24 protein-coding genes are annotated in these 22,849 nt (G+C 60.3%); 10 read left to right on the top strand and 14 right to left on the bottom strand.

Going from position 1 to position 22,849, the window contains the following annotated elements; all coding sequences use genetic code 11:
* Nucleotides 1–19: 19 nt before the first annotated feature.
* The 6 genes from JWZ97_RS10845 to JWZ97_RS10820 form a co-directional block, all read right to left on the bottom strand.
* Nucleotides 20–895, bottom strand: coding sequence for a hypothetical protein (locus JWZ97_RS10845; RefSeq protein WP_205428860.1), 876 nt, complete (start codon nucleotides 893–895; stop codon nucleotides 20–22).
* Between the two features lie 46 nt (nucleotides 896–941).
* Nucleotides 942–1,778, bottom strand: coding sequence for a hypothetical protein (locus tag JWZ97_RS10840; RefSeq protein WP_205428858.1), 837 nt, complete (start codon nucleotides 1,776–1,778; stop codon nucleotides 942–944).
* Nucleotides 1,779–1,940: 162 nt separating this feature from the next.
* Nucleotides 1,941–2,348, bottom strand: coding sequence for a group III truncated hemoglobin (locus JWZ97_RS10835; protein ID WP_205428856.1), 408 nt, complete (start codon nucleotides 2,346–2,348; stop codon nucleotides 1,941–1,943).
* 331 nt (nucleotides 2,349–2,679) lie between these two features.
* Nucleotides 2,680–3,555 (bottom strand): hypothetical protein, encoded by an 876-nt coding sequence (locus JWZ97_RS10830; protein ID WP_205428854.1) that lies wholly within the window; start codon nucleotides 3,553–3,555, stop codon nucleotides 2,680–2,682.
* A 654-nt stretch (nucleotides 3,556–4,209) separates the two neighbouring features.
* Nucleotides 4,210–4,944, bottom strand: coding sequence for an ABC transporter ATP-binding protein (locus JWZ97_RS10825; protein WP_205428852.1), 735 nt, complete (start codon nucleotides 4,942–4,944; stop codon nucleotides 4,210–4,212).
* A complete protein-coding gene (locus JWZ97_RS10820) occupies nucleotides 4,941–5,684 on the bottom strand; it encodes an ABC transporter permease (RefSeq protein WP_205428843.1) in 744 nt (247 codons plus the stop codon). The genes JWZ97_RS10825 and JWZ97_RS10820 overlap by 4 nt, the downstream gene beginning before the upstream one ends.
* A gap of 161 nt (nucleotides 5,685–5,845) precedes the next feature.
* Here JWZ97_RS10820 and JWZ97_RS10815 point away from each other — a divergent pair, with 161 nt between their 5' ends.
* The 3 genes from JWZ97_RS10815 to JWZ97_RS10805 all read left to right on the top strand — a co-directional run bounded on the left by JWZ97_RS10815 (nucleotide 5,846) and on the right by JWZ97_RS10805 (nucleotide 9,266).
* Entirely contained in the window at nucleotides 5,846–7,336 is a 1,491-nt protein-coding gene (locus JWZ97_RS10815; protein WP_205428841.1) for a cell wall metabolism sensor histidine kinase WalK, read from the top strand.
* Nucleotides 7,337–7,461: 125 nt separating this feature from the next.
* Nucleotides 7,462–7,911 (top strand): hypothetical protein, encoded by a 450-nt coding sequence (locus tag JWZ97_RS10810; protein ID WP_205428839.1) that lies wholly within the window; start codon nucleotides 7,462–7,464, stop codon nucleotides 7,909–7,911.
* Nucleotides 7,908–9,266, top strand: coding sequence for a sigma 54-interacting transcriptional regulator (locus tag JWZ97_RS10805; RefSeq protein WP_205428837.1), 1,359 nt, complete (start codon nucleotides 7,908–7,910; stop codon nucleotides 9,264–9,266). The genes JWZ97_RS10810 and JWZ97_RS10805 overlap by 4 nt, the downstream gene beginning before the upstream one ends.
* Before the next feature lie 217 nt (nucleotides 9,267–9,483).
* Here JWZ97_RS10805 and JWZ97_RS10800 read toward each other — a convergent pair whose 3' ends face one another.
* Entirely contained in the window at nucleotides 9,484–9,693 is a 210-nt protein-coding gene (locus JWZ97_RS10800) for a cold-shock protein (RefSeq protein ID WP_205428827.1), read from the bottom strand.
* Nucleotides 9,694–10,092: 399 nt separating this feature from the next.
* Complete coding sequence (speA, locus tag JWZ97_RS10795) at nucleotides 10,093–11,976, bottom strand: biosynthetic arginine decarboxylase (protein WP_205428825.1); 1,884 nt, start codon at nucleotides 11,974–11,976, stop codon at nucleotides 10,093–10,095.
* Nucleotides 11,977–12,048: 72 nt separating this feature from the next.
* Here speA and speE point away from each other — a divergent pair, with 72 nt between their 5' ends.
* Together speE and moaA are read left to right on the top strand one after the other, a co-directional pair.
* The gene (gene speE / locus JWZ97_RS10790; protein WP_205428815.1) at nucleotides 12,049–12,903 is read left to right on the top strand and encodes a polyamine aminopropyltransferase; all 855 of its coding nucleotides are present in this window, start codon (nucleotides 12,049–12,051) and stop codon (nucleotides 12,901–12,903) included.
* 106 nt (nucleotides 12,904–13,009) lie between these two features.
* Nucleotides 13,010–14,023: a GTP 3',8-cyclase MoaA gene (moaA, locus tag JWZ97_RS10785; protein ID WP_205428813.1), complete on the top strand. Its 1,014-nt coding sequence runs from the start codon at nucleotides 13,010–13,012 to the stop codon at nucleotides 14,021–14,023.
* A gap of 14 nt (nucleotides 14,024–14,037) precedes the next feature.
* On the opposite strand, the gene JWZ97_RS10780 is transcribed toward moaA, so the two are convergent.
* The 6 genes from JWZ97_RS10780 to JWZ97_RS10755 form a co-directional block, all read right to left on the bottom strand.
* The gene (locus tag JWZ97_RS10780) at nucleotides 14,038–15,039 is read right to left on the bottom strand and encodes a TraB/GumN family protein (RefSeq protein ID WP_205428811.1); all 1,002 of its coding nucleotides are present in this window, start codon (nucleotides 15,037–15,039) and stop codon (nucleotides 14,038–14,040) included.
* A 51-nt stretch (nucleotides 15,040–15,090) separates the two neighbouring features.
* Nucleotides 15,091–15,519, bottom strand: coding sequence for an ATP-binding protein (locus JWZ97_RS10775; protein ID WP_205428802.1), 429 nt, complete (start codon nucleotides 15,517–15,519; stop codon nucleotides 15,091–15,093).
* Nucleotides 15,497–15,871: an STAS domain-containing protein gene (locus JWZ97_RS10770; RefSeq protein ID WP_205428801.1), complete on the bottom strand. Its 375-nt coding sequence runs from the start codon at nucleotides 15,869–15,871 to the stop codon at nucleotides 15,497–15,499. Before JWZ97_RS10770 ends, JWZ97_RS10775 begins: the two co-directional genes overlap by 23 nt.
* Nucleotides 15,868–16,281 (bottom strand): gamma-glutamylcyclotransferase family protein, encoded by a 414-nt coding sequence (locus JWZ97_RS10765; protein ID WP_205428799.1) that lies wholly within the window; start codon nucleotides 16,279–16,281, stop codon nucleotides 15,868–15,870. The genes JWZ97_RS10770 and JWZ97_RS10765 overlap by 4 nt, the downstream gene beginning before the upstream one ends.
* Nucleotides 16,278–16,715: a hypothetical protein gene (locus JWZ97_RS10760; protein ID WP_205428797.1), complete on the bottom strand. Its 438-nt coding sequence runs from the start codon at nucleotides 16,713–16,715 to the stop codon at nucleotides 16,278–16,280. Before JWZ97_RS10760 ends, JWZ97_RS10765 begins: the two co-directional genes overlap by 4 nt.
* Before the next feature lie 79 nt (nucleotides 16,716–16,794).
* Complete coding sequence (locus JWZ97_RS10755; RefSeq protein WP_205428795.1) at nucleotides 16,795–17,439, bottom strand: DUF2231 domain-containing protein; 645 nt, start codon at nucleotides 17,437–17,439, stop codon at nucleotides 16,795–16,797.
* 324 nt (nucleotides 17,440–17,763) lie between these two features.
* On the opposite strand from JWZ97_RS10755, the gene phoU reads away from it, so the two are divergent.
* From phoU to lpxA, 5 genes are all read left to right on the top strand, one after another.
* A complete protein-coding gene (gene phoU / locus JWZ97_RS10750) occupies nucleotides 17,764–18,492 on the top strand; it encodes a phosphate signaling complex protein PhoU (protein ID WP_205428793.1) in 729 nt (242 codons plus the stop codon).
* 66 nt (nucleotides 18,493–18,558) lie between these two features.
* Nucleotides 18,559–20,928, top strand: a complete 2,370-nt coding sequence (gene bamA, locus JWZ97_RS10745; protein ID WP_205428791.1) for an outer membrane protein assembly factor BamA — start codon at nucleotides 18,559–18,561, stop codon at nucleotides 20,926–20,928.
* 140 nt (nucleotides 20,929–21,068) lie between these two features.
* Nucleotides 21,069–21,587, top strand: coding sequence for an OmpH family outer membrane protein (locus tag JWZ97_RS10740; protein WP_205428789.1), 519 nt, complete (start codon nucleotides 21,069–21,071; stop codon nucleotides 21,585–21,587).
* Nucleotides 21,588–21,639: 52 nt separating this feature from the next.
* Nucleotides 21,640–22,071 (top strand): 3-hydroxyacyl-ACP dehydratase FabZ, encoded by a 432-nt coding sequence (gene fabZ / locus JWZ97_RS10735; protein ID WP_205428787.1) that lies wholly within the window; start codon nucleotides 21,640–21,642, stop codon nucleotides 22,069–22,071.
* A 5-nt stretch (nucleotides 22,072–22,076) separates the two neighbouring features.
* A complete protein-coding gene (lpxA, locus tag JWZ97_RS10730; protein WP_205428785.1) occupies nucleotides 22,077–22,847 on the top strand; it encodes an acyl-ACP--UDP-N-acetylglucosamine O-acyltransferase in 771 nt (256 codons plus the stop codon).
* Nucleotides 22,848–22,849: the final 2 nt, after the last annotated feature.

Below are 22,849 nucleotides of genomic sequence, written 5' to 3'. Positions count from 1 at the left end.
GCTTGCCTCGTCTGCGGGTTCAGATCGGTTGCGCCGATCCGGCTCTTCCCGTCGACAGCCGCAGCAGGAACAGGCCGGCGCTGAGGAACAGCCAGGCCGCCGCGGGTACCGGCACGGCCGTGCTTCCTGCCGCCGCGCTGACGAATAGCTGCGAGTGACCGCCGGGTTTGGTGATCTGATTGACCAGATAGGTGACCTGGTCGTCGGCCGCGGAACCGAACAGGCTAACGATGCCGCCCGTGGTCACGGTGTCGAACAGACGGGTGTTGTCACCCAAATCCCAGAATCGCGGCGCACAGACATCGTTACTGCAATTGTTGGTGCCGTTGAAACTGCCTCCGGTGTAATGGAAAGTGCCCAGGGTCTGCAGGTCGTCCAGCAGGGTGCCGTATTTCCCGCCGGTGCCGAATACCGAATTCCAGCTGAGGTCGGGATTCGCCAAACCCAGGGCTCCGGCCGTTGCGGCGTCGAACCAGGTGTTATTTGCCAGCAAGGAAATATTGAAGGCGCCGGCGGCGGGAACATTGAACTGCGGGTTGTGGGCCGGTATGCCCGGTATGTCGAAATTGGTGTACCACTTGACCTGGACGTCGGTCACATGCCAGTTGCCGGCGCCATATTGGGCATCGAATCCCGACTTGAGGGCGGCTGTGTCGTAGGCCACCAGCAGATCCAGCGTCCTCGGGTAGTTTATGCCCTGGATGGGGTCGGGCAGGTTCGCCGAAATCTGCATGGCGCCGAATGCCGACATGTCGCGGCCGGCATAGGTCGGGTCGCTGGAAATAAAGGTATCGGCCACGGCCTCGATGCTCAGCGTGGCGTCGGCCCATACCGCCGCCGGCTGGCTTGCCAATGCCGAGACGAGCGCACATTTCGTGAAATAGGGTTTGCTCATGGATTATCTCTTGGATGGGTAATCAGGTCGCGGTTCCGGTTTGGATTCAGCGGCTCGCCAGATTTCGATATCTAAATGAGAGACCCAGCAGGGGGAGGGCAGCGCCGGGGAAAAGCAGGATCGCGGCCGGCAGCGGCACTGGGGAGGCGTTGGCGGCTGCGCTGACGAATAACTGAGGAAGGGCGCCGGCGGCGCCGCGCTGGTTCACCAGGTAAACGACGTTGGCGTCGGCCGCAGAGCCGAACAGCGAAACCGTTCCGCCGTTGGTCACGGTGTCGAACAGGCGAGCGTTGTCGCCCAAGTCCCAGAACCGGGAGTCGCAGACGTCGACGACGCATTTGTTCGCGCTGTTGAACGTTCCGCCGGTATATAAATAGGTGCCCAAGGTCTGGGCGCCGTTCAGCAGTCCGCGGTAAGCGCCGCCCGGGCCGTATACGCTGTTCCAATTCAAGTCGGTATTGGCCAGGCCAGGTCCTCCGGCCGCCGCCGCGTCGAACCAGCCATTATTCGCCAGCAGGGAAATATTGAAGGCGCCGGCCGCGGGTACGTTGTAGCGCGGGTTATTGGTGGGTATGCCGAGGATATCGTTGCTGGAGAACCATTTGACCTGGGCGTCGGTCACGTGCCAGTTTCCGGCGCCAAACCGGGTATCGAAGCCGGCTTTGACGGACGAGGCATCGTAAGCCACAAGCAAGTCCATGGTCCTGGAGTAATTGATGCCTTGGGCGGGGTCAGGAAGATGGGCCGAAATCATCATCGCGCCGAAATTGGATAAATCCCTGCCGGCATAAGTCGGGTCGCTGTTCAGATAGGTATCGGCCACGGAATAGACGCTCAGCGTGGTGTCGGCCTTGGCATGATGCGAATGGAAGATCGATGCCATGGCAACGACAGCGGCAAGCGCGGAGTGCGAGAGTCGTGTTTTATACATGAAGTGCCCTTTAGGTTTTTGTGTGTCCGCCTTTGCCGAAACCCGGAGCAAGAGACGTTTTAATCCATGGAGCGCATGAAGCCGCTCGTTCAATTCCCGGCTAACCCTATCCGCTTACAGGGCGGGATAGGCGAGGGGCGGTCCGGGAGGAATGTCGTAGCCGTGAAACATGCCGGCCTTGAAGGCTTCGGCCATGTGTTCCGTCTTGGCGATGGCCCTCTCGGCTGCCGCGGCCGGGAGCACTTCCAGGGCCGTTTCCCTGAACAAGGCGAGCCAGCGGTCGAAGTGTTCGGGACGGATGGGCAGGCGGGCGTGCAGGGAATAGGGCGAACCGCGGTAACAGTCGGTGTTCAGCAAGGTGCGCGACCAGAAATCCTCGACCACGCGGTGGTGCATCTCCCAGTCGTGTATCGCCGCTTCGAAGATAGGGCGCAGGCTGTCGTCGGCCATGGCCCGCTCGTAAAAGCGGCGGACCAAGTCGGCGATATGTTGCTCGCTGAGCGCGTCGTCTTCCGAGTTCATCGTCGCTACCTCCTGATGATGTGAATGAAGATGTTTGAACCCGGGCTATCGGATCGGCCTTTAACGTTCTTGAAATTCGAGTGGGCTGATGCGTTCTTCCCGTAACTCACCAGCGCCGAATCTTCCGTGCAGTCACCTGGCCGGTGTCTCCGATGCAAACCGCGCATCCCGGCGATTTGCCGCAGCGCTTCCCTGTGCGGCGTGCGTCCGTTGTTTATTACCCGAGCGCACCCTGGTGCTCGGCCACTTTCCTTGTGAATATGCCGGTCGGCACCCTTTCCAGCAGAGGACGGAAGGGCGAGGCGCCGAGCGGCAATCCGGTATTCCAGGTTCACGCCGCACGGCGCCGACCGAGTACGCTCAACCAGGCCAAGGCGCTGGCGAACAACCAGGCGGCGGCCGGTACGGGTACCGGAGCGGGACCGGCTGCGGCGGAAATGAAGATCTGAGGATGGGCGTCAGGCTTGGTGAGCTGGTTGACCAGATAAACGACCTGATCGTCCGCCGCATAGCTATGGAAGGACAGGAAGCCGCCCGCTAGGATGTCGTCGACCAGGGGCGTGGCGAGGTTCAAATCCCAGAGTCGGGGCGCACAGATTTCCCCGGCGCAACTCGTGGTGCCGTTGAATGTGCCGGTCGGATAATAAAAAGTCCCTAGCGACGTTTGGCCTGTGAACAGATTGCTCCAGGCGCCTCCGCCGTATACGGAGTTCCAGGTCACTTTCGGGCTCGACACGGTCAAACCGGTCGCGCCGGCTGTGGTGGGATCGAACCAACTGTCGTTGCCGAAGTAGGAGATGCCGAAATAGCCCGCGTGCGGCACGTTGAACTGGTTGTTGTTGGCCGGTACGCCCTGGATGTCGAAGTTGGTGTACCACTTGATCTGCACGTCGGTGACGTGCCAGTTCCCGGCGCCGTATTGGGCGTCGAAACCGGCCTTGATGGTAGCCGTATTGTAAGAGACCAGGTTCTCCATGGTCCGTACTTCGGAAATGCCTTGTAACGGGTCTGCCTGCGGGGAGGAGATCATCATCGCCCCGAAGCTGGACATGTCCGAGTTGGCTTGCTGCGTATAGCTGGTCAGAAAAGTGTCGGCGGTCGCCTGGACGCTCAAGGTCGTAGCGGCTAATGCCGAATCGACGGGGATGGCCAAGGCCATGCTGATCGCGACAGCGGCGGCGGAAGGGACGAACGGCTCTTTAATCACGCGGCTTACTCCTGTGTTGGTGGTTGAAACGAATCGAACGGCGGTTTGCCGTACGCCGGACGGGGTGGCTGATTTGCGAGCGCCGAGCAGGAAACAAGGCAAGGCCCTTAGGAACGCTGGGTGATGCGGGCGTGTCGGGCGCCAGGCGGTATGTGTCGTCCGGCGCGATGGCTTCGCATGCGCGATGCCGGCGGCGTTGCACCAGCAGCGGTCGGGGTTACTCATCGTTTTTAAGTTTTATAGTAAATAAAATATATCGAATAATGTGCCGAAGCGTCCGCTCAGCAGGGGCTGGCGCGGCCGTACTGCGGTCATGGCGCTTTTTATAGAGCTTTTCTGGGTGTTGTCACGGCCTGAAACGGCTTCGTTTAGTCCTGAGTGCCTGAGCTGGGCCAGATTATCGGTCGATTCGTTAATTCTTGTTAGATATAACGCTAAACCAAGGCTCCGGTCCTGGTCAAACGAGGCATGCGAAATTTATTGTTTACTGGTGCCAGTATCGGTCTGGCTGATCGCGGGCCGGGGTGGGCGTCGTACGCCGCGCGGTCGAAGACGGCACCGTCGTTTTGGCACGTTCGCCTAATGCAGGTGGCCAGGTGCGGCGCGACCGGGCGTCGGTGCAGCCGGCCGGACCTTATGGCTGCCGGTTCCTGCCTATAGCAAATGGCGGATGACGGGATGTTCCTGCAGGAGTCGCTGGCGAAACTCTTCGATCCAGCCGTCGGTTTCACGGTCCGTTCTGGGCGTGGCGATGGGGATTTCGGCGATGCTGCTCATCGGATGCGTGCTGAGGAAGACCAGCCGGTCGGCCAGGGCGATGGCTTCGCGCAGGTCGTGGGTGACGAACAGCACGGTGTGCGGGCGTTCGGCCCATACCGCCAGCAGTAGGGCGCGGACGCGCCGAGCAGTCGGGGGGTCCAGGGAGACGAAGGGTTCGTCCATCAACAGCAGATCGGGTTTGACGGCAAAGGCCCGCACCAGGGCGACCCGCCGGCTCATACCGAGGGAGAGGCGTTCGGGGTATTGGGACTGCGCGTGTTCCAGTCCCATGACCTGCAACAGGTGATCGACCCACTGGGCGTCCGCACCCGGCGGCAGCGCCAGGTCGATGTTTTGTCTGACCGTCCGCCAGGGCAGCAGGCGGGGGTTTTGGAACACAAAACTCGTATGCGGCGGCCGGCCTTCCGGTTCCACCCGGATGCTGCCTTCGTAGTGAGGATCCAGCCCGGCCACCAGATTCAATAAAGTGGTCTTGCCGCAGCCGGAGGGACCAACCAGACAAACGAACTCCCCTGCCGCCATGTCCAGACGCAGATCCTGAATGGCGAGATGTTCGCCATGGGGCCCGGCAAAGGCTTTACGGTCGATGTCTATGTGCAGCGTGCTCATCGTCTCCAGCTCCTGGCGCGGCGGTCCAGGGGTTTGAGCGCTAGCCATTCGATGCACTGGATGACGGCGACGAAAGCGACGGTATAGGCCAGGATGCCGGCCACGTTGAACATCTGGAAATAGAGATGGAGCTGGTAGCCCATGCCGTTGCTGCGGCCCAGCAGTTCGACCACCAGGATGATCTTCCAGATCAAGGCCAGGCCGGTGCGCGCCGCGCCGATCAGGAAGGGGAACAGTTGCGGCCAGATTACGTGGCGTAGGGTTTTGATGCGGCCGAACCGGTAGACTCGGGCCATTTCCAGCAGGTCGCGGTCCAGGGCGCGGGCACCTTCGCGCACGGTGACGACGACGTTGGGAATCTTGTTGATGACCACGGCTGCGATGGCCGCACTTTCTTCCAGGCCGAACCAGACGTAACACAGTATGATGGTCACCAAAGCCGGCGTGTTGAGGAAGACCACCAGCCAGCTATCGAAAAAGCGGTCGAGTTTCGCGTGCCGGCCGAGCAGGATGCCGATGCCCGTGCCCAGGCTCATCGCCAGCAAAAAACTCGCCGTCAGGCGCAGGAGGGTGATGCCCAGATGGTAAGGCAGCCGGCCGGATCGCAGTTCTTCGCCCAAAGCTTCCAATACGGCTGGCGGCGCGGGCAGGGCGGGGGAATCGAGGGCCGTTGCCAGCGTATGCCACAGCGCCAGGAACACGAGGGGCGATGCGAGCGTTTGCAGGGAAAGAGGGGGCATGAGAGGCGGGGCCATCCGGCGATATGCGGTGAGTGACTATCCTCCTGTCATTTTACGGTTTCCGCTGGTATTGTGGCGACGATAAAATTCTTTGCATCGCCCGACCTTATCACGGCTGTAACCCGATCGGGGCACCTCACTCTACCCGATCCTGCTTTTCCATGCGCATCATTCCCCTGAAAATTCGTTCGTTTTCATTGCGACATCTGCTGATACTGGGCTTCGGCCTGGCGGTGCTGCCGCTCACCTTGGCTGTCGTGTCGGTGGTGTTCGCGGTCGAGGAGTTGGCCGCCCTTTCGCGCGCAACGGTCGACCACGTGGCGGTGGAAAGTCGTCAAAGCCGGGTATTGCTGGATAATTTGACCGACCTCGAGCGCAAGGGCAAACAATACCTGGTGTTGCGGGACGTCAACGCGCGCGCCGCTTATGAGGCCGGACATAAAGAATTCGTCGAGACGGTGGGGGCGCTCAAGGCCCTCACCGCGCCGGAAAGTCTTTCCGCGCTGCTGCATGAGTTCGCGGGCGAGGAAGAATCCCTGTTCCAGTCATTGATCAACGCGCCTCCGTCCGAAAAACCCGGCAAGCGTCCCGCCGCAAGAACCGATACCGCCATGAAGCAGGCCGCCGACGCCTTTCAGCGCCTGCGCGCCAAGGCCTCCGAGCTTTCGCTCGGCTATTCCGCCCATGTCGATACGGAAGCCGAAGAATTGAGTTCGCGTCTGCTCTCGGTGCAGCAGCGCCTGTTGTGGCAGGCATCGACATTGGCTCCGGTCGGTCTGATCGTCATTAGCTTCTTCCTCTATGTGGTCTTGCGGTCGATACGCCAGATGGACCACGCCATCCGCTCGCTGGGTGTGGGAGAGTTCGCCAAGCCCATCAAAATCCGGGGGCCGCGCGATCTGGAGTATCTGGGGATGCGACTGGAGTGGCTGCGCACCCGGCTGCTGGAGCTGGAAGAGGCCAAGCAACGCTTCCTGCGCAACGTCTCGCACGAAATCAAGACGCCGCTGGCTAATCTGCACGAGGGTGTCGAACTCCTGGCCGACGAAGTGGTGGGGGAGCTCAGCCCGGAACAACGCGAAATCGTCCGCATCGTCACGCATAACGCGGAGAGATTGGAAAGCCTGATCGCCGAACTGATGCAGTACAGTCGCATCAACGCCCGCATCAACATGCGCCCGCCCGAGCCGGTGGACCTGCACAACGTGGTCGAACGGCTCATCGAGGATTACCGTCTGCAATTGAGGGCGAAAGACGTGACGGTGCGTGCCGGGCTGCATAAGCTCAGCCTGGTCGGCGACGAGGAGCAACTGAAAACTGCGGTTGATAACCTCTTGTCGAATGCCGTTAAATACTCGCCTTCCGGTGGGGGGATAGACATCGGTCTCAACGACGCGGGCGATGCCGTCGAGTTGGAGATCGAAGACGACGGTCCCGGGATTCCCCCCGACGAGCGCTCGAAGATATTCGAGCCGTTTTATCAAGGCAGCGCCGCGCGTGAGTTCGGCGTCAAAGGCAGCGGCTTCGGATTGGCCATCGCCGCCGAATGTATCGCTGCGCACCAAGGCGTCATTTGGGCGCTCGAACCTCGCGACGGACGCAGAGGCGCTCGACTCCGCGTGCACCTTCCCAAATATCCGAGCCGTACATGAATCCAGTCGGACGACACAGTCTCGTTTTATCCTTTGCATTGCTCAGCGCCTGCTCCTGGTGGAAAGACCGGGCGCCGCCTTCACCCCCTCCACCGCCACCCGAAGCCCGATATCGAAGCACCGAATTGGACGAATTGTTGCGCTACGGCGAGGAGCTGGCGGCCATGACCCCGGAAATTCGCGTGACCGAATGCGCGCGCGTGCGGGAGCTGGCCGGTGCCGAGCCCGGTGCCGGGGAGCAACTGCATATCCTGCAAATCCAGATGCTGGCCGATGGCTGCGGCGACCGGCAGGCTACGCTCGCCGCTTTGTCCGCTTTTCGCGACGGCCTCGCAGAACCGCCGGTGCGCAGCTGGCTGGCTTTTCAGGAGCAGGTTCTCAGCCGATGGCAGGCCAAGGAGGAGCAGGTCCGGAGTCTGGAGAAACAATTGCAGCAGACCCAGCAGTCCGTGCAGAAGAGCCGCAAGACGGCCAAGACGCGGGAGAGTGAACTTCAAGACCTCAAAGACAAATTGGATGCCCTCAAGTCCATTGAACGTGACCTGGGCGGTTCCGAAGGCGGGCGCAAGCCATGAATGAAATACGCAAGCGCATACTGCTGGTCGACGACGATCCGGACCTGCTCAGGCTGTTGACGATACGCCTCAGCTCGGCCGGCTTCGAAACCGAAACGGTGGACAGCGGTTCGGCGGCCTTGACCAAGGTGGCCATCTTTCGCCCCCATGTCGTGGTCACGGACCTCCGCATGGATGGCATGGACGGGCTGGCTTTGTTCGATGCCCTGCACGAGCGTTATCCCACGCTGCCCATCCTCATCATGACCGCGCACGGAACCATCACCGATGCGGTCGATGCGACCCGGCGTGGAGTCTTCGCCTTCCTGCCCAAGCCTATCGATAAGAACGAACTGGTCAGGGTGGTCGACGAAGCCACCCGGATCGGTCTCAACAGCGTGTGCGGCATGGAGGACGATCCCTGGCGCGCCAAGATCGTCACCCAAAGCCCGGCGATGGAAGAATTGCTGAGTCAGGCCAGGCGCGTCGCGCAGAACAAGGCCAGCGTGCTGATCGGCGGGCAGAGCGGCACCGGCAAGGAGCTGCTGGCCCGCGCGATACACGAGGCCGGTCCGCGGCGGGAAGGTCCCTTCGTGGCGGTGAACTGCAACGCCATCCCGGAAAATCTGTTCGAATCGGAGTTGTTCGGCCACAAAAAAGGCTCTTTCACCGGCGCCACCCGCGATCACATCGGTCTGTTCGGGGCCGCCGACGGCGGCACCTTGTTCCTGGACGAGATCGGCGACATGCCCAAGCCGGTGCAGGTCAAGCTGTTGCGTGCGCTGCAGGATCGCAGCATCCGGCCGGTGGGAGCGACCCGCGATGAGCCGGTGGATGTGCGCATCATCTCGGCCACCCATGTCGACCTCGAAAAAGCCATGGCGGAAGGCGAGTTCCGCGAGGATTTGTACTACCGGCTCAACGTGGTCAGCTTCGAGCTGCCGCCGCTGAGCGAACGCCTGGAAGATATTTCCTTGCTGGCGATGCATTTCTTGCGCGACTTGTCGGAGTCTTACGGCGATCGGGTCAAGGGATTTTCCCCGGAGGCCCTGGAATTCCTGGTACATGCCGAATGGCCGGGCAACATCCGCCAGTTGCGCAATGTCGTGGAACACTGCCTGGCCCTGGCCACGACCCCGCTCATACCCGTCACCCTGGTGCAGCGCGCGCTCAAGGGCGACGAGCCGCCGGATGGCCTGTTATCCCTGCAGGAAGCCCGCGACCAGTTCGAGCGCGATTATCTGGTCCGCTTGCTGCAGATGACCCAAGGCAGCGTCAGCCAGGCCGCCAAACTCGCCAAACGCAACCGCACCGAGTTCTACCGCCTGCTCAGCCGGCACGGCATCAACGCCGGTCTGTTCAAAACGCTGGACTGATCTGTTCCTGCCGAGGACCAGCATGACACCGGAAGAAGAAAAAGCCGGCTTCCCCTAGCGTCCCGTCGCCTAGCCCGGCCACGAGGCCGAGCTGAAAAAGCCCACCCCCGGCAAGCTCTGCAACCAGCACCTTGGCATGAGCTGAACGCTGAACGCAAAAAAGCCGGCCGTTATCAGCGGCCGGCTTTTTTATAAGCTGGGAGCTTCGTCGGCGGAATTACAAGGCGACGACGTTCTCGGCTTGCGGCCCTTTCTGGCCGTTGACCTCGTCAAATCGGACGCTCTGTCCTTCGCTCAGGGACTTGAAGCCCTGGCCCACGATCGAACGGAAATGCACGAATAAATCGCTGCCGTTTTCGCGCTGGATAAACCCAAATCCTTTGGCTTCGTTGAACCATTTGACGGTTCCGGTTTGCTGTTGTGACATATTGACTCTTTGAAAATAAGCGCGGAATGCGCAGGAAGGTTTCAATATTCCCCAATATTCCCGATGAAAGGACTTACTGAAAGAATAAGGGGGTATTGCTGAAAGGCGGGACAGTTGGAGCAGAAATGTACTTGGCTGACAAATAGAAACTACGCTGACTGGCTTGACGCGGATCATCTTATACCGATGCCTATACTACGCCGAAAATCCAGGAAGACAATCTTTTTCGGCGCCCGCCACGAATGGCATTGCCATCTACCCGGTTTTTCTATTCTCCACGGCGTAAGCCCGATCGATCGCGCGAATGCTTTCATCGACAGGGGGGGCGCGAGCGCCATAACCTGTTAAGGCCTGGCGCGGCAGGTAGTTGTCGCGCCAGAAGCGGCGGGTGCGGGCTGTTCATTCTTCGAGGTAGGTGTAAGCGCTCAAACCCGCGATCAACTCGCTTTCGTATAACTTGCGCTGCCCGGGGGCCAGACCGGCGTCGAGCAGCTTCTTGAGGTAGGCGCGTTTGAGTTCTTCCGGATCGATGTGGACGTAGCGCAGCAGGTCGTCGGCGCCGTCGCCGCGCATGGGCTGCGCCAGGCGGTAGCCGCCCTGGCCGTCCAGTTCGACGTTGACCGAGTGGGTATCGCCGAACAGGTTGTGCATGTCGCCCAGGATTTCCTGGTAGGCGCCCACCATGAAGATGCCCAGCAGATAGCCTTCGCTCGGTTTGACGTCGTGTATCGGGAGCGTGGTTTCTATGCTTTGCCGGTCGAGGTAGGCGTTGATCTGGCCGTCGGAGTCGCAGGTCAAATCTTGCAACACGGCACGCCGGGTGGGTTCTTCGTCCAGCCTTTGCAGCGGCATGACGGGGAAGATCTGGTCGATGGCCCAGGCGTCCGGCATGGACTGGAACACCGAGAAGTTGCAGAAGACCTTGTCGGCCAGGCGTTCGTTGAGTTCGTCCAGCACCTCACGATGCGCCCGCAAGCGGACATCCAGACGCTGGCGCACGGCGTGGCAGATGGCGGCGTTGATGCGCTCGGCTTCGGCCAACTCCTGCAGATTGAGCGTGCCGCGCACGTACATGGAGCGCGCTTCGGCCAGGTCGAACTGCGCGTCCAAATAAAGTGCCAGCGGCGGTTCGTCGGGCAGGCGGCGGAGCAGGGCGCACAAGTCCTTGAGCGGCTGGGACTGCGACTGGGTGGGTTCCGGCCACTGTTCCGGCGTCGATTCCACGTCGATGATATTGGTGATGAGCACCGCGTGATGGGCGCTCATGGCCCGGCCCGATTCGGTGATGACATTGGGGTGGGGCAGGGCGTGCTCGTCGGCGATCTCGTGCAGGGCGCGGACGATGGCGTGGGCGTATTCGTCGATGCTGTAGTTGATGGAGCAGTCGCTGCTGGAGTGCGTGCCCTCGTAGTCGACACCCAGGCCGCCGCCGACGTCGGTGTAGAGGATGGGTGCGCCCAGCTTGCGCAGTTCGGCGTAGTAGCGGCCGGCCTCGCGCATGGCGGTCTTCACATCGTTGATGTTGGCCACCTGTGAGCCCATGTGGAAATGCATGAGTTGCAGCCATTCCAGCCCGTCGTGGGCGCGCAGCACGTCGATGAGCTTGAGGATTTCATTGGCATGCAGGCCGAATTTGGATTTTTCCCCGCCGCTGTTCTGCCATTTGCCGGCGCTGATGCACGACAGCCTGACCCGCAGGCCCAACTGCGGCGGTATGCCCAAGGCTTTGGATTCGGCCAGGATCAGTTCCAGTTCCGAGAGCTTTTCCACCACGATGAACACATCGAGGCCCAGCCGGCGGCCGATCAGGGCCAGGCGGATATAGGCGCGATCCTTGTAGCCGTTACAGACGATCACTCCGCTCTTGGCCAGGGCGAGGATGGCGAGCAGCTCCGACTTGCTGCCGGCTTCGAGACCCAATGGGCCGTGGCCGTTGTTCAGCAGGCTCTCGATGACGCCGCGCTGCTGGTTGACCTTGATCGGGTAGACCGGTGTATACGTTCCGCCATAGGCCAGGTCTTCCCTCGCCTTGGCGAAGGCCTGATGGAGCAGGCCGACGCGATTCTTCAAGATGTCGGTGAAGCGCACGAGCACCGGCAGGGACAGGCCTTCCTTACGGATAGCCCGGGCGACTTCGTGGAGATCCACCGCTCCGGCTACTGGCGTGCGATTCGGGTAGGCGACCACATGACCCTGCCCGTTGATGTTGAAATAGCCATCGCCCCAGTGCTCGATCGAATAGGTCTCGCGTGCGCGTTGCAAATCCCAGGCTGATGCGGTCATAAAAATACGCTTTCAAAAGGGGCGAATTATGTGGAAAATCCCCGCGCTTTCCAATCACGCGGGTGTTTTTTCATGCTAGAAGCGAACAAGTGGTTCACCGAGGTTTATCCCAAAGACGGCGCGGCGCTGTCCATCGCCGTCAAGGCCAAGCTGCACGAGGAGCAGAGCGCTTTCCAGCATCTGGAAATCTACGACACCGAGGCTTTCGGCAAGTTGATGGTGATCGACGGCTGCACCATGGTGAGCAGCCGCGAAAATTTTCTCTACCACGAGATGATGACGCATCCGGTGCTGTATACCCACCCGAATCCCAAGACCGTGTGGATCATCGGCGGCGGCGATTGCGGCAGCCTCAAGGAAGTGCTCAGGCATCCGGAAGTGGAAAGCGCCGTGCAGATCGAGATCGACGAACGCGTGACGCGGCTCGCCGAGGATTATTTCCCGGAGCTTTGCGAGTCGAATAGCGATCCGCGTGCCCAGTTGCTGTTCATCGACGGCATCCAGTGGGTGAAGGACGCGCCCGACGGTAGCGTGGACGTGATCATCGTCGACAGCACCGATCCGGTCGGTCCGGCCGAAGGTCTGTTCAACGAGGCTTTCTACCGCCAGTGCCTGCGCTGCCTGCGGCCCGACGGCATCCTGGCGCAGCAGAGCGAATCGCCGCTGTTCCACCTGTCCTTGATCGATTCCATGCGGAATACGATGAAGGCGGCCGGCTTTACGAATACGCGCACCCTGTTCTTCCCCCAGTTCATTTATCCCACAGGCTGGTGGAGCGGCACCCTGGCCGGCAAGGGCGATCTTACCCGTTTCCGCGAGGCCGACGCCCGCGCCAAACCGTTCGCGACACGCTATTACAACGCCGATATCCACCGGGCGGCCTTCGTCGCGCCGGAGTTTTTTCGCCAGGCTTTGGGACAAGACTGACTCGACACGGTCAAATCGGGAGCCGGACTATTTCCGAGTAATTTTCTTTGATTAAGGGATAGGGAGTGGCAGAATGTGCGCCGCTTCTCCCGTACTCGTTTCGCTTATGAGCCAGTCTCTGCCGAATTCGACCAGCCAGTTGATCGACCGCTATGGGCGGCGGGTCGACTATGTGCGCATTTCGGTCACCGATCGCTGCGATTTCCGCTGTGTCTATTGCATGAGCGAGAACATGGAGTTTCTCCCTCGTGCCCAAATACTGACGCTGGAGGAAATTGAAACCGTCGCCCGCGCCTTCGTCGAACTGGGGGTCGGGAAGATACGCATCACCGGCGGCGAGCCGCTGGTGCGCCGGGGTGTGCCGGATCTGTTGCGCGTAATCGGCCGGCTGGATGGGCTCCGGGAGCTGACGCTCACCACCAACGGCTCGCAATTGGAAAACTGTGCCGAAGAGCTCCGCGCCGCCGGGGTGAGGCGCATCAACATCAGTCTGGATACCCTGGACGCGGGCCGGTTCCGCGCCCTGACCCGGGTCGGCGATTTGGGCCGCGTGTTGCGTGGCATCGATGCCGCACTGGCGGCGGGCTTCGAGCGGGTCAAGCTCAACGCCGTGATACTCAAGCATCGCAACCACGATGAAGTGACCGACCTGGTCGCCTTCGCCAAGGCCAAGGGTCTGGATATCAGCTTCATCGAGGAAATGCCGCTGGGCGTGGTGGACGGTCACGACCGCGCCGAACAGTATTACTCCAGCGACGACATCCGGCGCGATCTCGAACGCGTCTATCATTTGGTCCCCTGTGCGGCAACGAGCGGCGGGCCCGCACGTTATTTCGAGGTAGCCGGCAGTTCTATGCGGGTGGGGTTTATCTCGCCGCACAGCCATAATTTTTGCGGCAGTTGTAACCGGGTGCGCCTGACCGCGGAAGGGCGTTTGCTGTTATGCCTCGGCAATGAGCATTCGGTGGATCTGAAACGGGTGTTGCGCGCTCATCCGGGCGATGCGGCTCGGCTCAAGGCGGCCATCGTCGACGCGATGGCCATCAAGCCGGAGCGCCATTATTTCGATCTCCAGGGGCAGCCCGTCATTTTCCGCCACATGAGCGCCACAGGCGGCTAAGGGGGCACGGTCTCCTACGGCTGTGTCACTTTATAGCCCTTGTTTTCCAGCAGCTTGAGGATGCCCTGATCACCGCCCAGATGGCCGGCGCCTACCACTATGAAGTAGGTGCGACCGTCCGCCATAAGTTCTTCCAGCTTGTTGGCCATGGCGGCGTTGCGGTCGCTGAACATCAGCTTGTACAGCTTTTCGGACACGGCATCGTTACTGAAGCTCTGGCGTACGATGATGTCCATGGCTTCGACATCGCCTTTTCTCCAGGCGTCCAGCATGCTTTTGACCAAGTCCGGGCCGCGCTCGAATTCCGCCAGGGACTGTATCAGCATCTGTTCCTGCTCCTGGGCGGCCAACGCATCGAAAAGCTTGACCTGCTGATCCACGGATTCCAGTTCCAGTATGGGCTTGCGGGTTCCTGCCTCTTTGATGAAGTTCTGGTCTATGCCCAACTCCGGGCTGAGGCCGGCCTGCTTGTACATCAGGCCGGTCAGGGTCAGGATGGCCAGCCAGGGCTTTTGTCGGTGCAGGGTCTCTTCGGGCAGGCCCAGATTTTTCGCGATGCTCGACAGCTTCTGCCAGGTTGCCGGTTTGACGTGATCTTCCAGATCGGCGCCTTCGCCATAGAGTCCCGCCTGGGCGATTTTACCGGCGGCTCCCCCGTTTTCCTGGTTCTTGGGGTCGGCTTCCACGACTAGCACGTCGGAGGCGGCGAAAGCTTTCGCCACGGACTCCGGCAGTGGGTACATGTCCTGCGTGCCAAAATGCAGGGACCCGAACAGGTAGGCCGTGCCCTTCTCGGACGAGGTTTTCCACAGAAAAGGGCGCTGGTTATCCTGGCCACCCAGTTGCTGCGCCAAGTGGCTGGGCAGGCGTTCGGTGTTCAGCTCCTGGCAGGGACGGTCCTGGTAGAACACGCGGTTTTTGGCGTCGGTGCATTTGTAGACGCCGGCCTGGGCGTAAAAGGGCAGGGCGAACCACAGGCCGATCGCCAGGATCAGTCGGGAGATGCGCGGAGTCATGGGCCTATACCTTGGCTGTTCGGTTTGATGACGATCGGTGAGGGACGCGTTTCAGTCCAGATGTTTGCACATGTCCAACACGTTGCCTTGCTCGGTCTTGCGGTAGCACACGGAATCCATCAATGAGCGTATGAAGAACAGGCCGCGTCCGCTTTCGCATAAGCCGCCGGGGTCGAGCGGTGGGGTTTGCGACAGGTCGAAGCCGCAGCCTTGATCCATGACTTGTATGCGGAGATCGCGGTCTTCAAGATGAATGGATACGCGTACCGCTTGCTGGCCCTGTTCGTCGCCGGCATGCTGAATGGCGTTGACCAGGGCTTCTGTAAGTACCAGGTTCAAATCGTAGGCCAAGATGTCGCGGTCGCCAGTGTAGTCGGGCAAGCCGCGGCCGAGTTGTTCGGCAATGGCCCCGATCAGCCCCAGATAGCGGGTTTGGGGCGGTAAGGCGATGTCCAGGTCAATTCCCGGATTTCTCGTCATGGCTGGGTTCCTCCTCTTGGGCGCTGAGCAGCGCCGCGGCGAGGGTGGGGTAGGTCCGGAACACGCGATGGAGGCGCGTGAGCTCGAACATGGCTTGCACCCGTGGTTGTAAGCCGACCAGCACCAGTTTGCCCTGGCGCAGATTGGCATTCTTGAATCCGGACAGTAGGGCGCCCAATCCCGAGCTGTCAATGAAGCGCACTTCGGCGAGATTCAGTATCAACATCGGCGGTCCGGCTTCCAGTTGGCGCAGCAAGGTATCTTTCAGCTCAGTCGAGTTATGGGCGTCCAGTCGCTCCTCGTGGCAATGTAGCAGAGTCTTGCCATCGCGTATTTCGGTATCGATCTTCATAATTCGGTCCGTACGGCTCTGATTCGCAGAAATTCGTTCAGCGCGCGGGCGCGGAAATGCTCGTAATCCCAAGGTCGCCCGTCGAACAGGTCGTAGTGCTCCTCGCTTATCACGTAGACTTCGGCGCGGCGAGCTTCCCCCGCGGCGATCACCGTCACCGGGCAACGCCGGTAGAAGTCGTCTTCGTAAGCGTCCAACACGCTGAGTTCTTGCGTCCCGAGGTCCGTATATAGCACGCCTGAGGTCGACGCGCCCGGCTGACGGCGCAGACCGGGATATGCGTAGCCGCGCAAGGCGTAACAAGCATAGTCCGGCAAGGAGGCGGCGAGGCGGGGCGGCACGCGGCCGACGAGAGCCTGCATCAGTTCAGCGGCCTGCAGGGTGCCATAAGCAAAGAGTGCGTGGCTCACGGGGTGTCCGGCTTAGGAGGGGCCGGCGGCGCTTCGTCTTCCGGGATCAGACTCTCGACCTTGCGGGTAGCCGTTTCACATTCGGGTACGGCGTCGGCCAATTGCATGCGGGTCCAGAAGCTTGGAAGTTTGCCCGTCGCCGATTCGGACACCGCTTCATTGAGCGGCAAACAGGCATGGGCCATCTTGGCTTCCGCCAGCGGCAAGGAGTCTTGGTCGGCCGGGGTGGGGGCATCCGTGTGCGCCATGACGAACATCAAGTCATCTACCACCTTGTTGTGATGACGGAACACATGCTCCAGGTAGGCGGCGAACTCTTCCTCCGTCATGTCTATCGTGGCTCCGAGCGGTGTTTTGGTGCGTATCGTCGTGCACGCCGAGAGCAAGGCGACACCGATCAAGAACGAAATTTTGCGACTCGACGAGACCGCCATGCTGAGTGCCTTGACTCCGAAGGATACAGGCGATCAGTCTGTCCGCCCTTGACGATTCCGTCAAATTCTCTGTGGGCCTTTAAGGCGCGTCGGGGCCGGCGTGGTCATGATGATCGTCCGCTTCTTGCAAGCTTTGTACGCCCACGCCGTGTCCATAAACCATGTAGCCGCCGAGATCCGCTACCACGCCGATCAGGACGACCATGAGCGCGGCCAGGAAGAAATGCAGCGCGCGGGCCATGGACGAGCGCAGCCCGTGGCCTAAGGCCCGCCATAAGGCGAGGACTAGCGCCAGACCGGCAATGCTGATGCCGATACGTTTGTGCCATTCCATGGTTTCGTGGATCGCCTGACCATGCGGAACGATGCTTTCGGCGAATAATCCCGCTCCCACGGCCGCCACCGCCGAGATGGCGCCCAGATAAAGCGTCCAGTCCGCGGCGGAACGGAGGGCTGGTCTGCGCAAGACGAGACTCGCGATATCCAGCGCGAAAAATGTAACGAGCAACGCGATGGGAAAATGCACGATCATGGGATGGACGTTGCTTGCCAGCGTCGCGATGCCCGGGAATGGCGGCATTCCGCCACCCGAGGCGAGCAATCCGGTCACGGTTTCCAGAAAACCGTCGAGCAGCCCGACCAGTCCTGCGCCGTCATCGCTTCCTCCGTGGATCGAGGGTCTGCTGTAGAACGGAGTGCCGCGGAAGTTGCTGATCAGGTACATGGGCGTCTCGTTTGCAGGAGGGGGTCCGGGCGGGTCGCAACCCGGTACGGGCTTAGTCAGGCTCGAATGGCGACAAGTTTCGCAAAAAGAAAGCGCATGCGGAACCGGCGCCGCCGACAGGTGCCGATTTTCCGGGGCATGGGAAGTTCCGTTCCGGTGCGCGGGCGACCTGCGGTTGGGGCTTGCGCCGCCCAGGATGCGGGATCGACGTGTTTGGGCACCACCCGGACGGTATGCTATGCCTTTCGCGAATAGAGGGGAGTTGATAGAATCCGGCTTTATCTATCTCGGATATCCCCGAGCCTACACCCAGATAAACCGGACATGGCGACACTCAACGAGCGCGACAACCTCCATCAGCACATTTCCAGGCAATACGACCACGAATTGCTGGATATCCGCAGCAAGGTGCTCAGTCTGGGCGGATTGGTGGAGGAGCAGGTCGAGGCAGCCGTGAAGGCCGTGAACGACGGTGATGTGGAATTGGCGCAGCGGGTCATCACCGACGATTACAAGGTCAACGCGCTGGAAGTCGCGATCGACGACGAATGCACCCAGATTCTGGCCTTGCGCCAGCCCACGGCGCGCGACCTGCGTTTGGTGGTGGCGGTCATCAAGACCATCACCGACCTCGAACGCATTGGCGACGAGGCCGCACGCATCGCACGCCAGGCCATCGATTTGGCGGGTCATATTCCCAAGAAGAACCAACTGACCGACCTCGGCCATCTGGCTTCCCACGTCAGGGGGCTGCTGCGAGAGGCCTTGGATGCCTATGCGCGCATGGATGTCGATGCCGCTTTGCGGGTGGTCCAGGACGACCGCCAGGTGGATCAGGAATATGAAAGCATCATGCGCCAGCAGATCACCTATATGATGGAAGATCCCCGTTCCATTCCGGTGTGTCTGGATATCATGTGGTCCGCGCGTTCCCTGGAGCGCATCGGCGACCGCGCCTGCAATATCTGCGAGTACGTGGTTTATTACGCCAAGGGCAAGAACATCCGCCACATCAGCATCGAACAGGTCGAGCAGGACCTCCGGGGCGATTAGGCTCCGCCTCCGCTTACCTTTTCGCCGGGAATGGATGCCATCGCCCGGTTCACATCACCGTTCACGATGAAACGCACCCGTATTCCCTTCATACTCAGCATGGCTCTCGCGCTGACCTCGCCGGCCTGGACGGCGTCGTCCTTCGTTATCGAGGACATACGGGTGGAGGGCTTGCAGCGCATCTCCGCCGGCACAGTGTTCAACTACCTGCCGGTCAAAGTCGGCGACACCTTCGATCAGCGCCAGTCGGCGGAATCCATCAAGTCGCTGTTCAAGACGGGCTTTTTCAAGGATGTCCGGTTGGAGCAGGACGGGGACGTTCTGATTGTGCGGGTCGAGGAGCGCCCCTCGATCGCCGCAGTCAAGATCGAAGGCAACAAGGACATCAGCACCGAAGACTTGATGAAGGGCCTGAAAGGCATAGGCATGACCGAGGGCCGTGTGTTCGACCGGCAGATCCTCGATAAAGTGGAGCAGGAACTCAGGCGTCAGTATTACAGCCGCGGTAAATATGGCCTGAAGATCGATTCCGAAGTCTCGGACCTGTCGCGCAACCGGGTCGCGATCACGCTCAAAATTTCCGAAGGCAGGGTCGCCAAGATCAAGCAGATCAACATCGTCGGTAACAACGCCTTTCCCGACGGCGAACTGATCTCGGTATTCGAGCTCGGCACCCCCAATCTGCTGTCTTTCTATACCAAGAACGATCAATACTCGAAACAGAAGCTGGCCGCCGACCTGGAACGCTTGCGTTCGTATTATCTGGACCGCGGCTATCTCAAGTTCGACATCGAGTCGACCCAGGTTTCGATCACGCCGGACAAGAAGGAGATCTATATCACCATCAACGTCAAGGAAGGCGATGTGTATACGGTCGATGAGGTGAAGCTCACCGGCAGGACCATCGTTTCCCCGGACGAATTGGTGCCGCTGGTCCTGATCGGCCCCAGCGACACGTTTTCCCGCAAGGCCGCGACCGAGACTTCGAAAGCGATTTCCGACCGTCTGGGAGACGAAGGTTATATCTTCGCCAACGTCAACATGGTGCCTGACATCAACGAGGAGAAGAAGACGGTCAACATGACCTTCTTCGTCGATCCCGGCAAACAGGTCTACGTCCGCCGCATCACCATGCAGGGCAACACCAAGACGCGCGATGAGGTGCTGCGCCGCGAAATGCGGCAGATGGAAGGCGCCTGGGCGTCGACGGCCAAGATCGAGCGTTCCAAGACCCGTCTGGAGCGCCTGGGCTACTTCCAGGAAGTGAACGTCGAAACGCCCGCGGTGCCGGGCACCAACGATCAGATCGACGTCAACTACACGGTCAAGGAAAAAGCCTCCGGCAACCTCATGGCGGGCGTCGGCTTTTCCCAGTTGCAGGGCATCGTGTTCAACGCCAGCGTGACTCAGGACAATATCTTCGGTTCCGGTAAGCGGGTCAGCTTCACGTTCAACAACAGTTCGTACAACACCATCTACAAGATCGGCTATTTCAATCCCTACACCACGCTCGACGGCATCAGTTCCGGTTTCGATCTCAGTTACCGCCGGACCAACGCCGCGCAGATGAATATCGTCAGCTATTCCAGCAACGTGATGCAGGCCGGGGTGAATTTCGGCGTTCCGCTGGGCGAGTTCAGTAGCTTGCGGCTCAACCTGGATTACGAAAATACCCAGCTGAATGTGGGCGGCCGCACGTCCTTGGAAATTTCCAACCCCGATTACGCGTTTAACGGTATCGACAAGGGCTTCGTCGAGAAATACGGTGACCAGTTCAATGCCTTCACAATGGCGCTGGGATGGGCGCACGACACGCTCAACCGCGCCATCTTCCCCAATAACGGCGGTATTGAACGCGTCTCCGCCTTGGCGTCCATGCCATCCGTAAGCGATTTGGAATATTTCAAGGCCAGCGTGCGGGTGCAGCACTATTTCCCCGTCGCCAAGGATTTGACGCTGATGCTGGACGGCGAGGTGGCTTACGGCGACGGTTACGGCAGTACGGGCGACTTGCCCTTCTTCGAAAATTATTACGCGGGCGGTCCGCAGTCGGTGCGCGGATACCAGGCCAATACGCTGGGTCCGCGCGACACCCCGCCGCAAGGATTTTCCTCGCGCGCATTCGGCGGATCGCGCAAGATCGTGGGCACCGCCGAGTTGTTCTTTCCCGTGCCCTTCATGCAGGACAACAAGAGCGTGCGCCTGGGCGCTTTCTTCGATGCCGGCAATGTATTTGCGAGCAAATACGACTTGGGGGATATCCGCTACTCGGCGGGCATCTCGGCGAAATGGCTGTCGCCTTTCGGTGCTTTGGTGTTCAGTATCGCCCAGCCCCTTAACGCCAGCGGTGGCACTTATCAAGATTCGTCGGGGCAGCGCTTTAATTTCGACGATCAGGTCCAGCGCTTTCAGTTTTCCTTCGGCCAAGGTTTTTGATCGCCAGAAGCCCACACAGCGGCATTTGAGGTCGCGGCCGCGCCGTCTGATCTTGTATAATGCCGCCGAGTATCTCTTAGTTTCGTCCAGTTTCTTCGGCTAATTGGTTAGATTAACCCCGTTTATCAGCGAGATTGCACATGCCTAGAAAGAGTTTTTATTGCCTGCTGTTGGGAGTGTTCCTGAGCGCAAACAGTTACGCGGCCGATTTGAAGATTGGCTTCGTGAATGTGGCGCGGCTGTTGGAAAAAGCGCCGCAGGCCGAGCAGGCCAAGAAGGAATTGGAGCGCGAGTTCTCGCCCCGAGACAAGAAGCTCGCCGCCGAGGCCAAGGAAATCAAGGCGCTGGAAGACCGTCTGGCCAAAGATGCGGCAGTCATGAGCGAAGCCGAGCGCGACAAGCTGGATAAGGACATCCTCAATCGCAAGCGTGAAGCCAAGCGCACCCAGGATGAGTTCCGCGAAGATTTCAATCTGCGCCGCAACGAAGAACTGACCCAGTTGCAGAAGTCTATTTTTGAGGCGATCCAGTCTTTGGCCAAGGAAGGTGGCTACGATCTCCTGCTGACCGATGGTGTGGTATATGCCAGCGAAGGCATCGACGTGACGGCCGAAGTGGAAAAGAGACTGCTGTCCGGCTTTAAAGGCGGCAAGAAATAATAAGGCCGCCTAGCGTCTCGCACGTCCACCGACACTAAAACAAGGAAATACCTTGGATATACAAAAAATAAAGGAATTTCTGCCTCACAGATATCCCTTTCTGCTGGTCGATCGCGTCCTTGAGTGCGAGCCCGGCAAGCGTTTGCTCGGCCTCAAGAACGTGACCTATAACGAACCCTTCTTCACCGGTCATTTTCCCGAGGTCCCCATCATGCCGGGGGTGCTGATCATCGAGGCCTTAGCCCAGACGACGGGCTTGCTGGCCGGTGAATCCGCGCCGGATGTCTTGGGTAAGGGGCAGACCTATTATCTGGTCGGATTGGACAAGGTCCGTTTCAAGCGCCCCGTGGTGCCCGGCGATCAACTCCTCCTGGAAGCGACCTACGTGCGTCACAAGCGCAATATCTGGGCGTTTTCGTGCAAGGCCGAGGTCGATGGCGAGTTCGTCGCCAGCGCCGAAATCATGTGTGCGGCGGCGGAGTAGACTGTTTGATACATCCCACGGCCCTCGTCGACCCCAGTGCGGAACTGGCGGTCGACGTCAGTATTGGACCTTACAGTATCATCGGCGCCGGGGTGCGCATCGGATCGGGGACGACGATCGGGCCGCATGTGGTGATACGGGGGCCGACCCGTATAGGGAACGAAAATCGGATCTTTCAGTTTTGCTCGATAGGCGAAGATCCCCAGGACAAGAAATACCATGGTGAGGTCACCCGTCTCGAAATAGGCGATCGCAACATCATCCGCGAATACTGCACGCTGCACCGCGGTACGGCTCAGGACCGGGGCTTGACCAGCATCGGGAACGACAACCTGCTGATGGCGTACACCCATGTCGCCCACGATTGCGTGGTCGGCGATCATGTCATCATGGCCAACGCCGCCTCGCTCGCCGGGCATGTGGCGATAGAGGACCACGCCATACTCGGCGGTTTCTCCCTGGTGCACCAGTTCTGCAAGATCGGTCGGTACAGCTTCTCGGCCATGGGCAGCGTCATCTCCCGCGACATTCCCCCCTATGTCATGGTGGGTGGACGTCCCACCGAGCCGCACGGCATCAATAGCGTGGGACTCGAGCGGCAGGGGTTCGGCAGCGAAGCCATCCGCCAGATCCGCAAGGCCTACAAGATCATCTACAAATCCGGTCTCAAACTGGACGACGCCATCAAGGCGCTGGAAGAAATGGCCCAGGAAACGGACGAAGTAGCTTGTCTGGCCGAGTTTCTCAAAACCACCGGGCGCAGCATCATACGCTGAGC

The sequence above is a fragment of the Methylococcus sp. EFPC2 genome (genome assembly GCF_016925495.1).
Taxonomy (GTDB): Bacteria; Pseudomonadota; Gammaproteobacteria; order Methylococcales; family Methylococcaceae; genus EFPC2.
This window is presented reverse-complemented; position numbering and strand designations above follow the sequence as displayed.

Bases quoted from the DNA above. Each gene is read 5' to 3' on its own strand.
- JWZ97_RS10820 (WP_205428843.1), bottom strand. From the start codon at position 5,684: ATGCCCCCTCTTTCCCTGCAAACGCTCGCATCGCCCCTCGTGTTCCTG.
- JWZ97_RS10845 (WP_205428860.1), bottom strand. From the start codon at position 895: ATGAGCAAACCCTATTTCACGAAATGTGCGCTCGTCTCGGCATTGGCA.
- JWZ97_RS10815 (WP_205428841.1), top strand. From the start codon at position 5,846: ATGCGCATCATTCCCCTGAAAATTCGTTCGTTTTCATTGCGACATCTG.
- JWZ97_RS10740 (WP_205428789.1), top strand. From the start codon at position 21,069: ATGCCTAGAAAGAGTTTTTATTGCCTGCTGTTGGGAGTGTTCCTGAGC.
- JWZ97_RS10780 (WP_205428811.1), bottom strand. From the start codon at position 15,039: ATGACTCCGCGCATCTCCCGACTGATCCTGGCGATCGGCCTGTGGTTC.
- moaA (WP_205428813.1), top strand. From the start codon at position 13,010: ATGAGCCAGTCTCTGCCGAATTCGACCAGCCAGTTGATCGACCGCTAT.
- JWZ97_RS10800 (WP_205428827.1), bottom strand. From the start codon at position 9,693: ATGTCACAACAGCAAACCGGAACCGTCAAATGGTTCAACGAAGCCAAA.
- JWZ97_RS10755 (WP_205428795.1), bottom strand. From the start codon at position 17,439: ATGTACCTGATCAGCAACTTCCGCGGCACTCCGTTCTACAGCAGACCC.
- speE (WP_205428815.1), top strand. From the start codon at position 12,049: ATGCTAGAAGCGAACAAGTGGTTCACCGAGGTTTATCCCAAAGACGGC.
- phoU (WP_205428793.1), top strand. From the start codon at position 17,764: ATGGCGACACTCAACGAGCGCGACAACCTCCATCAGCACATTTCCAGG.
- JWZ97_RS10770 (WP_205428801.1), bottom strand. From the start codon at position 15,871: ATGAAGATCGATACCGAAATACGCGATGGCAAGACTCTGCTACATTGC.
- JWZ97_RS10805 (WP_205428837.1), top strand. From the start codon at position 7,908: ATGAATGAAATACGCAAGCGCATACTGCTGGTCGACGACGATCCGGAC.
- bamA (WP_205428791.1), top strand. From the start codon at position 18,559: ATGAAACGCACCCGTATTCCCTTCATACTCAGCATGGCTCTCGCGCTG.
- JWZ97_RS10775 (WP_205428802.1), bottom strand. From the start codon at position 15,519: ATGACGAGAAATCCGGGAATTGACCTGGACATCGCCTTACCGCCCCAA.
- JWZ97_RS10840 (WP_205428858.1), bottom strand. From the start codon at position 1,778: ATGGCATCGATCTTCCATTCGCATCATGCCAAGGCCGACACCACGCTG.
- JWZ97_RS10835 (WP_205428856.1), bottom strand. From the start codon at position 2,348: ATGAACTCGGAAGACGACGCGCTCAGCGAGCAACATATCGCCGACTTG.
- speA (WP_205428825.1), bottom strand. From the start codon at position 11,976: ATGACCGCATCAGCCTGGGATTTGCAACGCGCACGCGAGACCTATTCG.
- JWZ97_RS10760 (WP_205428797.1), bottom strand. From the start codon at position 16,715: ATGGCGGTCTCGTCGAGTCGCAAAATTTCGTTCTTGATCGGTGTCGCC.
- JWZ97_RS10825 (WP_205428852.1), bottom strand. From the start codon at position 4,944: ATGAGCACGCTGCACATAGACATCGACCGTAAAGCCTTTGCCGGGCCC.